Source organism: Cyanobacterium sp. Dongsha4 (assembly GCF_036345015.1).
Classification (GTDB): Bacteria; Cyanobacteriota; Cyanobacteriia; order Cyanobacteriales; family Cyanobacteriaceae; genus PCC-10605.
Genome location: NZ_CP084098.1, coordinates 1698920 through 1711673, shown reverse-complemented (window position 1 = coordinate 1711673; position 12754 = coordinate 1698920). Strand labels below are relative to the sequence as shown.

Below are 12754 nucleotides of genomic sequence, written 5' to 3'. Positions count from 1 at the left end.
GATTACACTCCAGACTCGGTGAATTATGACTCCTGACTCCTCAACAAATTTATAAATTTTTAGGAGATACAACAATGCCCAAAGAAGGAATACACCCCCAATGGTATCCTGATGCCAAAGTTATTTGTAACGGTGAAGAAGTAATGCGTGTGGGTTCTACCCAGCCTGAAATTAATGTAGAGGTTTGGTCTGGTAATCATCCCTTTTACACTGGTACTCAGAAAATTATTGACACGGAAGGAAGAGTCGATCGCTTCTTACGTAAGTACGGTATGCTTGGCAAACAGGAAAAGAAAGATTCAGAAAGTTAAGACTCGTTACCAAAATAAATCGATTAAAACTCCTCACTGTTGTTTTTGGTGGGGGGTTTTCTTTTTTTGGGATTAAAATATTATTGATATATTTTATTTTAGAGCTAAGTTATGATACCAGGTGAAATATTTACCCCAGAAGGTTCGATCGAACTTAACCAAGGACGAGAAACCGTCAAAATTACTGTCGCCAATACAGGAGATCGCCCTATTCAAGTTGGTTCACATTTTCCCTTTGCTAAAGTTAATTCTGCCCTCAGATTCGATCGAGAAAAAACTATCAGTATGCGTCTAAATATCCCGGCAGGTACTGCTATTCGTTTTGAACCCGGAGACGAGAAAGAAGTAGAATTAGTCAAAACTCAGGGAACTTATCAATAAATTGTAATTATATCAACTCATATCAATTACAGACTCGATTGTTTGATTAATGCTCAAAAAAACTTAGTAGAGGGATTTTCCCCATTAGTTTGATTGGGTGAAATATTGAGTTGAAAAATAGCTGATATTCCCCTTAGATTAAAAACTTATGTTATGAACAAAGACCCCAATTTATAAGTAAATATGAGGTCAAATGTAAAAACAACTGAAATAATCAATCAGAATAATACTTACCCTGAAAAATTAGCATATTAACAATATATTAAATATAATAAATACCCAATAAAAATAAATATCAATACATATCATATAAATTCTTAATAAGATATTATCTTAAATACCTTATATAAATTAATTAAATGATTGACTTATTTTTTAAGAGAATTATTATTACAAAATATTAAGTTTTAAGAAAACCTTAAGAAAATATACAATCTCTCATCTAATTGTAGTCAAAAAGGACTTTTTTTAGGTAAATTAGAATCTATAGATCTGTTATTATCATTGACTAAATATTTTTGGTATTAACCATCACAAAATAACTCATAAAAAAGTGATTTAGTTAACATCATGGTGATAGCAAATTGATTCAGTGCGAAAAAGAGGAGTTATCAAATGAATCGAACCAGCAGTACTGTAGATTATCAGAATGGGTTAGTAAACGAACCTCTTGACGAGGATTTACATCAAGTTATAGCTCATTTTTCGGTCATAGAAGATGATAGTGGAACTAAATCTCGGAGACAAAAAACCAAAATTGAGGATTCGATCGGCTCATTTTTTAAAGAAATGGCTCGTTATCCTCTTTTAAGTGCCGAAGAAGAAGTGAATCTTGCCTATGCCGTCAAATTTCTGAGCGACTGTGAAGAAAAACAACAAGAATTACATCGTCAATTGGAAAGAACTCCTACCAAAATGGAATTAGCCAAAGCAATGGGGCTAGAAAGTGAGCGACAATTAGACAATCGCCTTTATAAAGGAAGAACAGCAAAAAGAAAAATGATTCGCTCTAATTTGCGTCTAGTCGTCTCAATTGCAAAACGGTATCTAAATCGAGGAGTACCATTTTTAGATTTAATTCAAGAAGGAGCAATTGGCTTAAATCGTGCGGCGGAAAAATTTGATCCAAATAAAGGCTATAAATTTTCTACCTATGCCTATTGGTGGATCAGACAAGCGATCACCAGAACTATCGCTAATGATTCTCGTACCATAAGACTTCCCATTCATATCGTTGAAAAACTCAATAAACTAAAAAAAGCCCAGCGAATACTTAAACAAGATTTGCAACGTCAGCCGACGGAAAAAGAGTTAGCGGAAGAAATGGGTATTACTCGTCAGGCGTTACATCAATTATTGCAGTTGAAAAGACAGTCTTTATCTTTAAATCATCGTGTGGGCAAGGGTGAAGATACGGAATTGATGGAATTATTAGAAGACACTAATCTCCTTTTACCCGAAGACAAAATGAATGAAGCGATGATGCACCAAGAAATTGTGTCAGTGTTGAGTGATGTTTTAAGTGAAAGAGAGAAAGAAGTAATTGTTTTGCGTTATGGTTTAGCTAGTTCTAAAGCTCATACTTTAGAAGAAGTGGGTAAGATTTTTGATTTATCTCGGGAAAGAGTCAGACAAATTCAAACTAAAGCTATGCGTAAATTAAGAAGACCACAAGTTGCAAGAAGATTAAAAGGATGGCTTTCTTAATCGAAAATTATCAAAAATTGTAATATTTTTTCCTCCTAAGTATAGGGGGATTTTTTTTCATAATTATATTATCTTAATGTGAGTGAAAGATCCCCTTTTTGTGTTTATGCTACAAGAAAACTTTTGCCTATCAGCGTTGTCTGTTGCTTTTGCCTACCGTTACCTAGATCTAAGTTATGCTTAACAGAACAGTTAGTATCAAATGATTTTTACCTCAATCTGCTTAACCCGAACTCAGGTTAAAATACTTTAGTATTGGAAATAAAAATAAAAGCATGAAAGTCGCAAATAATATTACTGAATTAATTGGACGCACTCCTCTGGTAAAACTCAATCGTATTCCTCAAGCAGAAGGTTGTGTTGGAGAAATATTAGTTAAATTAGAAGGAATGAATCCCTCAGCTTCTGTTAAAGATAGAATTGGGGTAAATATGATTAATGAAGCCGAAAAACAAGGATTGATTCAACCGGGTAAAACTATTTTGGTTGAACCCACATCAGGCAATACAGGTATAGCTTTAGCTATGGCGGCGGCGGCAAAAGGATATAAGTTAATTTTAACGATGCCTGAAACCATGAGTGCGGAAAGACGAGCAATGTTAAGGGCTTATGGGGCAAAATTAGAGTTAACTCCTGGTGTAGAGGGTATGGCAGGTTGTATTGAAAGAGCTCAAGAAATAGCTGAAACTTTACCTAATGCTTATATGTTGCAACAGTTTCAAAATCCTGCAAATCCTGCAATTCACCGTCAAACTACCGCCGAAGAAATTTGGGAAGATACAGATGGGAAAATTGATTTTCTGGTGGCTGGAGTCGGTACAGGAGGTACAATTACAGGAGTTAGCGAAGTTATTAAACAAAAAAAACCTGATTTCAAAACTATTGCCATTGAACCGATAAATAGTCCTGTATTATCGGGTGGAAAACCCGGACCTCATAAAATACAAGGTATTGGTGCAGGGTTTATTCCTGAAGTTTTAAGGGTTGATTTAATTGATGAAATAATTACAGTTAGTGACGAAGATGCGATCGCATTTGGGCAGAGACTAGCGAAGGAAGAGGGTATATTGTCGGGTATTTCTACTGGGGCGGCGTTAGCAGGGGCAATAAAATTAGCCCAAAGAAAAGAAAATGAGGGTAAATTAATAGTGATGATTCAACCGAGTTTTGGAGAGCGTTATTTAAGTACCCCATTATTCCAAAATCTACCTAATTAAGAGAAAGTAAAAAGGCATTCGTTAAGCGATACCTTGGGCAAAGGTGATTTTTCAAAGCCAAAAATTACTCGTTATAAAAGACGGGTTTTTAAACCCATTATTCTTTGATAAATGTATTTATGAATTACTACGAAATTTTAGAAATAAGACATAATGCTTCTGCCCAAGAAATAAAACAAGCCTATCGTCGTTTAGCCAAGAAATTTCACCCTGATAGTCAAAATAATAATGCAGATCATGAAAAAATTGTCTCTTTAAATGCCGCTTATGAAATACTAAGTGACCCAGAAAATCGTTATATATATGATCAAACCCTGAAACAAAGTATTGCTAATTCTGTTCAATATCGTCATGGTAAAAGTAATAGTGCTAGTGAATTTTATCGATATAATAGACAACAGCAAAAAAATACAGAATTTTCTCAATTTCAGTGGTTAAAAGAAGTCTATTTTCCTGTAAAAAACTTAATTAATTCAATTATTTCTCCCCTAGAACTGGAGATTGAAGAATTATCAGCAGATATTTTTGATGATGAGTTAATGTCTTTTTTTATGGAATATTTAGAAAATTGCCAACAAGCCTGTAATCAAGCACAAAATATATTGACTTCTCAAAAAAATCCTAGTTTATATGCAGGAATAGCGGCAAATCTTTACTATGGCTTAAATCATCTTAATGACGGTTTGGAGGAGTTGAATAGATTTACTCAAACTTATGATGAATCTTATTTACACACAGGGAGAGAATTATTTAATTTAGCGGAGGAAATTAATCAAGTGGCAGAAGAAATGGCTGAAAAATTTATTTAATCATTATTAAACAAAAATTGAATAATAGGCAATAAACTAATATATTTGCTGATTAAAAACTCAAGAATAATTATAATTTATGGAGAAAAATTTACCAGTGTTTAAAACAGGTGATAAAGTAAAAATTATAGCATTACCTCCCTACTTAAAAACGGCTGATCCTATGCCTATGCTACGTCCTAATAGTGCGATCGCACTTGGAGAAGAAGGGATTATCCTGAAACAAAATTTTGGTGGTTACTATAGCATTCGTTTTACTCAAGGAGCATATTTACTAGAATCAAAGTATCTTACTTTTGCAGACAAATGAGAGTAGAATTATTGATATTTTCAGATAAATCAAATAATAACGTATGGTTCTTCTACAGTGGTTATAACTAATTAATGTAAAATAAATCCTGTAATTTTTTTGTCAAACACAACGGTAATTAGGATAAAATTGGTTCGGTTATAACACTTCAATTGCTTTCACGAAAAAGTTATCATAAATTGCTGTAGAAGGAATTTTTCATAATAGAGGAATGATTATATCTGAATGTCTATCCACCAAATTAGTTGATTTAATCCTCGAAGAGGAATGGGACTCCGATGTAGATGATTGCATCCATACTTCCATTAAAGCACATCATGAATGGGAAGGTGCGATCGCATCCTTGGAAAAACTCCTATCTACAACTATAAACACAGATAAATATTTCTCCTCAAAACAGGGGATAGTAATCTCATCTCCCACGCCAGTTATTAATAACTTAAATATAATTTCTCATTTAACAACTGTAGTTTTTTCTCCTTCATTTCAGCAAAAAACTGCACTAATGCCCAGTGATAATCAACAGGTTTTCGAAGACAATCAACAGTCTTTAATTAATATCAACTTAGACAATAATGATATTTTAAATCAAGAACAATTTTGCCTTGTTTTCACCGCACAATTTTCTCTATTAATGGTCAAAGAAATTAACTATGATAAACCAGACAGTTTTCATTTTTCTTTTGACCCAATAGTTACAGAAAAAGCATGGCAAATTCTATTAAATAGATTGACAAGATCATCTAGTTATGATAGCTTTAAATATCTAAAAGAATCAGTAAACTACCTATTAGGAACGTCCCCCAATTATAAAATTGTTGAAACCTTTAATAAAAACCTATTAAAACATATCAAAAAACAGGGTACTTCTGATATAAAATCTTCTGAAAGAGAAACTAATTATCAACGAAAACAAAGTATTTCTCTAAAGAAAACGCCTATTCCTCCTTACCCAGAACTAGAATTGTTACAAGCGTTAACCCATGAAATAAGAACACCTCTTACCACCATTAAAACTATCACAAAATTGTTACAAAAAAAAGCTAAATTAAATCCTGATTTAGGTAAATATTTAGAAACCATTGAACAAGAATGCACAGAGCAAATTAATCGTATGGAGCTAATTTTTAAGGCGGTAGAATTAGAATCAAAATCTTCTCCCCTTAATGACTCCATTCACCTAGTGCCAACCTCATTAGAAACTATTTTAAATCAAACCATTCCCACTTGGCAGAAACAAGCCCAACGGAGAAATATAATTCTTGATGTAATTGTACCAAAAAAACTACCTCAAATTATCAGTGATCCAGCAATTTTGAGCCAAATATTGAGTGGATTAATGGAAAAATTTACTCGCAGTTTGCCTAGTGGTTGCCACTTTCAATTAATTATTTTACCTGTAGGTAATCAGTTGAAATTACAATTCTTATCTGAATCCAGCTTTAATTATAGCCATAGTAAATGTTTGGGCAAACTCTTACTTTTCCAACCAGAAACTGGTAGTTTATCCCTTAGCAATGACGTAACCAGAAATATTTTTCATGCTCTAGGAGGGAAATTTACCATCAAACAAAAACCAAATAAAGGGGAAATATTAACCATATTTTTACCCCTTGGAAGTTCAAAGTCTTACGCTTATAAAGTTTCTACAACTCATCTGGAATAACCCACTTAGGTGGCTCAGTTAATTTTTTTAATCTAGCTATTTCCGCCATTTCTAGCATCTTATCTAAAGATGTATTTTCGATAAAATTGGCTGTTTCTTTAACATAAGTTTGATTAGGACATTCTTCCCCCAAGATACATCCGTTGACGCACTCTATTTGACAATTAACTTTTTTTGTTTCCATAATTACAAATTATTGATCAGCCAAAAGTTTTGGTTTATTTTACCACTGATTCTGGAAATTTTAGTCATTAACAATCAAAGGGCAATAGGCAAAGGAGAATAGTTTATAGTTGATAATTAGGAATTAAAAACACCTGAAACCCGAAACCTAACACCTGACACCTCTTTCCTCACTCCGAACTCCTAACTCACGTACTATGACTATGCTACCTATTTTTTATTTCTCTTTGATAGACTCTAGTTATTTACCATTAGAGAAAAGTAACGTTATTATAGAACCGAAGCTCATTATCACGCAAAACATGGTTTTAAACGAAACAGAAGTCAGACAAAAACTAGCTAATTATCCTGATTGGGTTACTAGCGGACAGTCTATTAGTACTACCTACAAGTTTAAAGACTTTATCCAAGCCGTTGAATTTGTCAATCGTCTGGTTGAACCGGCGGAAAGAGCAGGACATCATCCTGACATCGAAATATCCTATAATAAGGTAACAATCCATTTAACTACTCATGATGCTGGGGGAATTACTCAAAAAGATTTTGATCTAGCTGAGGAAATTCAGAAAATCATTAAGGGTTTTTAAGTTTATTATTTTTTATTGTTGACTAAGTGGTTTTTCAATATTCATTAATCGCATCTTGCACAAAAACTAAAGCGAGGGCGGGGGTTTTTTCTACTCCTCATGGGGAAGTTGAAACCCCCAGATTTATGCCCGTTGGTACTGTTGGTACAGTAAAGGGCATTACACCTGCTCAACTCCAGTCTGCCCATGCTCAGATGATTTTGGGTAATACTTATCATCTACACATTCAACCCGGAGAAGAAATCATAGAGAAAGCTGGAGGGTTGCATAATTTCATGGGATGGCAACAACCTATTTTAACTGATTCTGGTGGATTTCAAGTTTTTAGTCTTGCTGATTTACGACAAATTACAGATGACGGAGTTAAGTTTCGCTCTCCCAAGGATGGTCGAATTATCAATATGACACCGGAAAATTCCATCCGTATTCAAAACTCTTTAGGGGCAGATGTGATTATGGCATTTGATGAATGCCCTCCCGCCACGGCGACAAAAGAGGAGGTTGTTAAAGCGGTTAAACGCACAACGGCATGGTTAGAAAGATGTATTTCAGCTCATAAAAAACCAGAGCAACAGGCTTTATTTGGGATTGTGCAGGGGGGAATTTATCCTGAGTTGCGCACTCAATCGGCAAAAGAATTAATTGAGTTTAATTTGCCCGGTTATGCCATTGGTGGAGTAAGTGTGGGGGAAAAGCCTGAATTAATCCATCAAATAGTACGGTGGACGACTCCTTTACTTCCTACTAACAAACCTCGCTATTTAATGGGGGTAGGCAGTTATAAGGAAATGGTAGTTGCGATCGCATCTGGAATAGATTTGTTTGATTGTGTGATACCAACGCGCTTAGGCAGACATGGAGCGGCTTTAGTTCAAGGAGAAAGGATAAATCTAAAAAATGCCCAATATAAAGAAGATTTTACCCCTCTTGATCCTGAGTGTGACTGCTATACTTGTAAAAACTTTACCCGTGCCTATCTTAATCACTTAATCAGAGCTAAAGAAATGCTAGGTTATATTTTATTATCTTTGCATAACATTCATGAGTTAATTAACTTTACTCGTAAAATTAGACAAGCAATTATTAATGATTCCTTTGTTGATGAGTTTGGCTACTATTTAACATCAGACGTGTAGTGTAACAATTAACTTAACTATAAAAAATGGCAGAATAGCTCAAAAGGCAGAGCATCCCTAAAACGTGAGGGAGTTGCAGACAAAGGTTGCAGATGCACCGAAACTTAATCGACTGAGTGTAGGGAAGCGCGTTATCCAAATTGTCACGCTTAAGTAATGAGTGGGGGTTCGAGTCCCCCTTTTGCCGTAAATAACAATTAACTAGGTTTACATCTAATAGTCAATTTTCCCTAGTTTCCAATTGGTGTTGCACTAACGGGCGTAAACTATTCAACCCAGCTGCGATCGCAGTTCCATTATGGATTATAGTAGCTAATAAAGGGTTTAAACCGATGGTGGAAGCAAAACCCAAGCCGATGAGATTAGGAGCAACCACTAACATGGTATTCTGTTCAATTAAATTCTGAGTTTCCTTCGCAATGGCGATCGCCTCTAAAATACTACTCAGGTCATTATTCATTAAGACAACATCCGCCGTTTCCCGTGCTATATCCGAACCATCAGCGAAAGAAATAGACACATCCGCATAGGCTAAAGCCACAGAATCGTTTAAACCATCTCCCACAAAAGCCACCGTTTTACCACCTCTACTCAAAGTTCTGACAATTTTCGCCTTATCTTCGGGGAAAGCATCCGCATGAACTTGCTGAGGGGGTATATTAAGCACTTTTGCCACCTGATGCGCCCTTGTTTGATTGTCACCAGTGAGTAGATGTACTTCTAAGCCGTAAAGATTTTGTAAATCATACAATAAACTAGCACTTTCAGGGCGTAAAGGATCAGTATATTCCAGATAACCCATTAACTCACCATCACAGGCAATATAAACAAAAGATAAACCCTCTAAAACATCTAATTTATCCTCATTTTCGGGAATAATAGCAAAATTTACTCCCTGAGAGCGTAAAAACTTTTCACTACCTACCATCACCGTTAAACCGTCAATTTCTGCCGTCATGCCCGAACCTACGCTATAATCCCAACTATTACGGGGTAAAACTTCGATTTTCTCTTGTTTACCATAGTTAACGATAGCTTCCGCCACAGGATGAGTGATTCTTTGTTCCGCAGATACCGCTAACTGCAATAATCTGTGAGGGGTGATATTATCATTGACAGTTTCCACCCCAACCACCTTAATATTACCTTCCGTCAGAGTGCCTGTTTTATCAAAAACAATGGTATCAATTTCCCCTAACAATTCCATCGTGCGCCCACTTCTAACTAAAATACCGTGACGGGTGGTATGATTTAATGCACCCAAGAAAGCCGTAGGCATAGAAACACGGATACCAGTAACGAAATCGAGGGTTAAAATAGAAGCGGTGCGAGTGGGATCTTTTGTGGTAGCGAAGACAATTCCTGCTAAAATCATGGAAGGAATGATCAACTTATCTGCAACTTTTGCCGCATAGTTTGCCATTCTGGTATCATGGACAGGAGCTTTTTCTAATAATTCTATACTAGCCGCCGCCCTTGTTTGAGTGCCTATCCTTTCAGATTTTACTTTTATTTTACCAGAACGAACCAAAGTGGAAGCATAGACATAGGTATCGATTTGGGCAACAATGGGCATGGATTCCCCAGTGAGTTGCTGTTGATCAACGGTAGCCTCTCCAAATGTTACCATACCATCAACGGGGATGCGTTCTCCCGGATAGACGATGACGGTTTCCCCTGCTATTACCTCATCACTTTTAATTTGCACTATTTCCCCTTCTCTTTCTACCCACGCAAAACGCCCGATGGTATCTAATAGACTAGCAGTTTTTTGTTCTGTCGATCGCGCCGTATATTCCCGAATCAAATCCCCTAACTCATGAAGGGTAATCACCAGAGAGGGAGTCAACAACTTACCCTGTAAACCACTCAACACCAAAGCCATTAAATCGAGACAGTCGATATTGAGTTTATGATGGATAAAAACACTTTCCATCGCCCTAGTAGCAACGGGCAAACCAGCCGTAATTAAGGCACTTCTAGCCAAAAAGGTAATTAAACTGGAGGGGAAACGATTAGCAACAATAGCTAAACCAGTGGATACTAATGGTAAAGTTAAATTAGACCATGAGGGGCGATCGCATTCTTCATTTTGAGAGGCAGTGTCAGAGGTGGGATTATTAATACTTGTAGAGTCAGATGCAATTTTTGACAACAATATCCCATTTTTATCTGAATTATACCCTAAAAAGAGACTATTTAAAAAAACATCTTGAGAAATTTCTCTTTGATAAGTAATCACCATTGAAGAAGCGGACACATTGAAACGATAATCCTTAACCTCCTCCATCGCCATCAAACGTTTTGCCCATTGTTCTTGTAAAGCCTTTGTTAAGACAGGAGTGCGAAGGCGGATTCTCCCCTCAATACTATGGACAAGGGAATATTCACCGAGATGATTATTGTGAGAATGATTGATTGTTGCTTGAATTAATGTCATGGAAACCGTGATAATATGTTATTATGATTAAATCATTTAAAAATAAAGGCACAGAGGATATTTTTTATGGGGAAAATAGTAAATTAGCCCGAAAAACTTGTCCTCAAAATCTTTGGCAAATAGCAAGAAGAAAATTAGATCAATTAGATTCTATAATTTCTTTAGCTGAATTAAAAATACCGCCAGGTAATCAATTTGAACCCCTAAAGGGCGATCGAGATGGACAATATAGTATTAGAATTAATCAACAATACCGTATCTGTTTCTCTTGGCAAAATAACCATATTTGGGAAGTTGAAATAATCGATTATCACTAAGAATTAATTACATACTTCTTTCTCTTGCTTAGACAACACCGATAATTGATGATTAACCCCTTTGCGTCTTTGCTCCTTTGCGAGATAAAACCATAATCTTAGATATTGATAGAGAATAGAATAAACATGATCAACATTCCTACTCATAGACAACCAACCCATCCCGGAGAAATGCTACTGAAAGAGTTTTTAGAGCCTATGGGTATATCACAAAGAGAATTAGCGGATAAAATCCGAGTGCCTTACCAGAGAGTAAATGAAATAGTAAATTGTCGTCGGGGCATTAGCCCTAGTACAGCTTTACGCCTAGCCAAATTTTTCGGCACATCAGCAGACTTTTGGCTTAACCTTCAACTACGTTGGGATTTATTCCACACTCAAACAAAAGAAAAGGAAGTATTAGCCCAAATTAAAGAATATATTGCCAGTTAAAATGAAAAATAATGAGTTTAATTAACATTGATAAAATACCTCAAGATAAGTTAGAAAAAATTTGTCAAAAATGGTTAGTTAAAGAATTAGCTTTATTTGGCTCAATTTTGACTAATAAATTTGATGAGAATAGTGATATTGATCTTTTAGTCACGTTTGATGATAATGCTATGTGGAGTCTATTTGATATTGTTAGACTAAAAAATGAGTTAAAAAACCTATTCAAACAGGAAGTTGACTTAGTAGAAAAATCAGCATTATCTAATCCTTTTATTCGTTACGAAATTATCAATAATCATAAAATTATTTATGAGTCAAATTAATAGAAATTATGCTTTTCTTTGGGATATGTGGCAATCGAGTCAAAGAATTATTTTTTTTACCGAAAATACCTCATGGCAAGAATACCGCAATAATATCTATCTTATTACAAAGTGCGATCGAGAGACAATTAGAAATATTAGGGGAAGCGGCAAGACGAATATCCGATGATTTTCAGCAAGAAAACAAGCAAATTCCTTGGAGTGATATTATTGGGCAAAGGAATATTATTGCCCATCAATATGAAAAAGTTAATCAAAAAAGAATTTGGCAAGTAATCACTGTTGATATTCCTAATCTTGTTATTGAATTAGAAAAAATTATCCCCCCTATGCCACCAGAAATATAATTAACAACTAATACTTCTTACTCTCCCTTTGCCGCATCAATAATACTCATCAACTTAAAGCCTAAATCCATATCCGATAAATTTCCCGCATCATATTTGATTACCACAGAGGAAACGGTGCGATTCATACGCACATTTAAAACGTTATCATCATCATTGAGTAATCTTTCTAGGCGTTTAGCAAATAGTGCATCTTTTTTGATTTGAGGAATACGCAATCTAACTCTACCTTTAACAGAGTGAAGAATCGACATTTCCTCGTCATCTTCGGAAACTTTGGTTTGATTTTGTGTCGGTGATTGTGTGTCTTGAGAAGGGCTTTTTTTCAATTCCTTGAATAGTTGACGAAAAACCGTTGCTACTCCTAAATTGACTAATAAAGCCTTTGCCCCCCGTAGCTGAAATTGGCTGGTTACAAACAGTCCAAACATAACAGGAATAATCATTTCAACTTCTTCATGTTCTTTTAAAAAAGTCGCAATTTGTTCCTTATTTTCTGTGGTAGTAATAGCCGAATTTACTGCTGTTACTGTTGCATTAGTCATAATTTATTTCTCCTCATCAAAAATATATATATGAAGATAAGTA

At 35.3% G+C, this 12754-nt stretch carries 16 protein-coding genes; 13 read left to right on the top strand and 3 right to left on the bottom strand.

The window, feature by feature from the left end; all coding sequences use genetic code 11:
- Nucleotides 1–74 precede the first annotated feature (74 nt).
- From rpmE to Dongsha4_RS07275, 7 genes are all read left to right on the top strand, one after another.
- Nucleotides 75–311, top strand: coding sequence for a 50S ribosomal protein L31 (gene rpmE, locus Dongsha4_RS07305; RefSeq protein WP_015218369.1), 237 nt, complete (start codon nucleotides 75–77; stop codon nucleotides 309–311).
- 111 nt (nucleotides 312–422) lie between these two features.
- Nucleotides 423–692, top strand: a complete 270-nt coding sequence (locus tag Dongsha4_RS07300; RefSeq protein WP_330205032.1) for an urease subunit beta — start codon at nucleotides 423–425, stop codon at nucleotides 690–692.
- Between the two features lie 615 nt (nucleotides 693–1307).
- Entirely contained in the window at nucleotides 1308–2399 is a 1092-nt protein-coding gene (locus tag Dongsha4_RS07295) for an RNA polymerase sigma factor, RpoD/SigA family (RefSeq protein WP_330205031.1), read from the top strand.
- Nucleotides 2400–2674: 275 nt separating this feature from the next.
- Nucleotides 2675–3616 carry a cysteine synthase A gene (gene cysK, locus Dongsha4_RS07290; protein WP_330205030.1) on the top strand — a complete coding sequence of 314 codons (942 nt, stop codon included), beginning with the start codon at nucleotides 2675–2677 and terminating at the stop codon, nucleotides 3614–3616.
- 119 nt (nucleotides 3617–3735) lie between these two features.
- The gene (locus Dongsha4_RS07285) at nucleotides 3736–4425 is read left to right on the top strand and encodes a J domain-containing protein (RefSeq protein WP_330205029.1); all 690 of its coding nucleotides are present in this window, start codon (nucleotides 3736–3738) and stop codon (nucleotides 4423–4425) included.
- 79 nt (nucleotides 4426–4504) lie between these two features.
- The gene (sipA, locus tag Dongsha4_RS07280; RefSeq protein WP_330205028.1) at nucleotides 4505–4735 is read left to right on the top strand and encodes a regulatory protein SipA; all 231 of its coding nucleotides are present in this window, start codon (nucleotides 4505–4507) and stop codon (nucleotides 4733–4735) included.
- A gap of 211 nt (nucleotides 4736–4946) precedes the next feature.
- Complete coding sequence (locus Dongsha4_RS07275; RefSeq protein ID WP_330205027.1) at nucleotides 4947–6401, top strand: HAMP domain-containing sensor histidine kinase; 1455 nt, start codon at nucleotides 4947–4949, stop codon at nucleotides 6399–6401.
- Here the strand turns inward: Dongsha4_RS07275 and Dongsha4_RS07270 are convergent.
- The gene (locus tag Dongsha4_RS07270) at nucleotides 6382–6585 is read right to left on the bottom strand and encodes a hypothetical protein (RefSeq protein ID WP_015220704.1); all 204 of its coding nucleotides are present in this window, start codon (nucleotides 6583–6585) and stop codon (nucleotides 6382–6384) included. The genes Dongsha4_RS07275 and Dongsha4_RS07270 overlap by 20 nt on opposite strands.
- A gap of 301 nt (nucleotides 6586–6886) precedes the next feature.
- Here Dongsha4_RS07270 and Dongsha4_RS07265 point away from each other — a divergent pair, with 301 nt between their 5' ends.
- Together Dongsha4_RS07265 and tgt are read left to right on the top strand one after the other, a co-directional pair.
- Nucleotides 6887–7171 carry a 4a-hydroxytetrahydrobiopterin dehydratase gene (locus Dongsha4_RS07265; protein ID WP_330205026.1) on the top strand — a complete coding sequence of 95 codons (285 nt, stop codon included), beginning with the start codon at nucleotides 6887–6889 and terminating at the stop codon, nucleotides 7169–7171.
- 26 nt (nucleotides 7172–7197) lie between these two features.
- On the top strand, nucleotides 7198–8307 hold the full coding sequence (gene tgt, locus Dongsha4_RS07260) for a tRNA guanosine(34) transglycosylase Tgt (RefSeq protein ID WP_330205025.1): 1110 nt from the start codon (nucleotides 7198–7200) through the stop codon (nucleotides 8305–8307).
- Nucleotides 8308–8527: 220 nt separating this feature from the next.
- Here tgt and Dongsha4_RS07255 read toward each other — a convergent pair whose 3' ends face one another.
- Entirely contained in the window at nucleotides 8528–10747 is a 2220-nt protein-coding gene (locus tag Dongsha4_RS07255; RefSeq protein WP_330205024.1) for a heavy metal translocating P-type ATPase, read from the bottom strand.
- Between the two features lie 23 nt (nucleotides 10748–10770).
- On the opposite strand from Dongsha4_RS07255, the gene Dongsha4_RS07250 reads away from it, so the two are divergent.
- From Dongsha4_RS07250 to Dongsha4_RS07235, 4 genes are all read left to right on the top strand, one after another.
- A complete protein-coding gene (locus tag Dongsha4_RS07250) occupies nucleotides 10771–11064 on the top strand; it encodes a type II toxin-antitoxin system RelE/ParE family toxin (protein WP_330205023.1) in 294 nt (97 codons plus the stop codon).
- Nucleotides 11065–11190: 126 nt separating this feature from the next.
- Entirely contained in the window at nucleotides 11191–11496 is a 306-nt protein-coding gene (locus Dongsha4_RS07245) for a HigA family addiction module antitoxin (RefSeq protein ID WP_015220863.1), read from the top strand.
- Between the two features lie 11 nt (nucleotides 11497–11507).
- Nucleotides 11508–11819, top strand: a complete 312-nt coding sequence (locus Dongsha4_RS07240) for a nucleotidyltransferase family protein (RefSeq protein WP_330205022.1) — start codon at nucleotides 11508–11510, stop codon at nucleotides 11817–11819.
- Nucleotides 11820–11827: 8 nt separating this feature from the next.
- The gene (locus tag Dongsha4_RS07235; protein WP_330205021.1) at nucleotides 11828–12166 is read left to right on the top strand and encodes a HepT-like ribonuclease domain-containing protein; all 339 of its coding nucleotides are present in this window, start codon (nucleotides 11828–11830) and stop codon (nucleotides 12164–12166) included.
- A gap of 17 nt (nucleotides 12167–12183) precedes the next feature.
- On the opposite strand, the gene Dongsha4_RS07230 is transcribed toward Dongsha4_RS07235, so the two are convergent.
- A complete protein-coding gene (locus Dongsha4_RS07230) occupies nucleotides 12184–12711 on the bottom strand; it encodes an HMA2 domain-containing protein (RefSeq protein ID WP_330205020.1) in 528 nt (175 codons plus the stop codon).
- Between the last annotated feature and the right edge of the window lie 43 nt (nucleotides 12712–12754).

Bases quoted from the DNA above. Each gene is read 5' to 3' on its own strand.
- sipA (WP_330205028.1), top strand. From the start codon at position 4,505: ATGGAGAAAAATTTACCAGTGTTTAAAACAGGTGATAAAGTAAAAATT.
- Dongsha4_RS07275 (WP_330205027.1), top strand. From the start codon at position 4,947: ATGATTATATCTGAATGTCTATCCACCAAATTAGTTGATTTAATCCTC.
- Dongsha4_RS07245 (WP_015220863.1), top strand. From the start codon at position 11,191: ATGATCAACATTCCTACTCATAGACAACCAACCCATCCCGGAGAAATG.
- cysK (WP_330205030.1), top strand. From the start codon at position 2,675: ATGAAAGTCGCAAATAATATTACTGAATTAATTGGACGCACTCCTCTG.
- Dongsha4_RS07230 (WP_330205020.1), bottom strand. From the start codon at position 12,711: ATGACTAATGCAACAGTAACAGCAGTAAATTCGGCTATTACTACCACA.
- Dongsha4_RS07250 (WP_330205023.1), top strand. From the start codon at position 10,771: ATGATTAAATCATTTAAAAATAAAGGCACAGAGGATATTTTTTATGGG.
- Dongsha4_RS07300 (WP_330205032.1), top strand. From the start codon at position 423: ATGATACCAGGTGAAATATTTACCCCAGAAGGTTCGATCGAACTTAAC.
- Dongsha4_RS07255 (WP_330205024.1), bottom strand. From the start codon at position 10,747: ATGACATTAATTCAAGCAACAATCAATCATTCTCACAATAATCATCTC.
- rpmE (WP_015218369.1), top strand. From the start codon at position 75: ATGCCCAAAGAAGGAATACACCCCCAATGGTATCCTGATGCCAAAGTT.
- Dongsha4_RS07295 (WP_330205031.1), top strand. From the start codon at position 1,308: ATGAATCGAACCAGCAGTACTGTAGATTATCAGAATGGGTTAGTAAAC.
- Dongsha4_RS07265 (WP_330205026.1), top strand. From the start codon at position 6,887: ATGGTTTTAAACGAAACAGAAGTCAGACAAAAACTAGCTAATTATCCT.
- Dongsha4_RS07235 (WP_330205021.1), top strand. From the start codon at position 11,828: ATGCTTTTCTTTGGGATATGTGGCAATCGAGTCAAAGAATTATTTTTT.
- Dongsha4_RS07240 (WP_330205022.1), top strand. From the start codon at position 11,508: ATGAGTTTAATTAACATTGATAAAATACCTCAAGATAAGTTAGAAAAA.
- Dongsha4_RS07285 (WP_330205029.1), top strand. From the start codon at position 3,736: ATGAATTACTACGAAATTTTAGAAATAAGACATAATGCTTCTGCCCAA.
- Dongsha4_RS07270 (WP_015220704.1), bottom strand. From the start codon at position 6,585: ATGGAAACAAAAAAAGTTAATTGTCAAATAGAGTGCGTCAACGGATGT.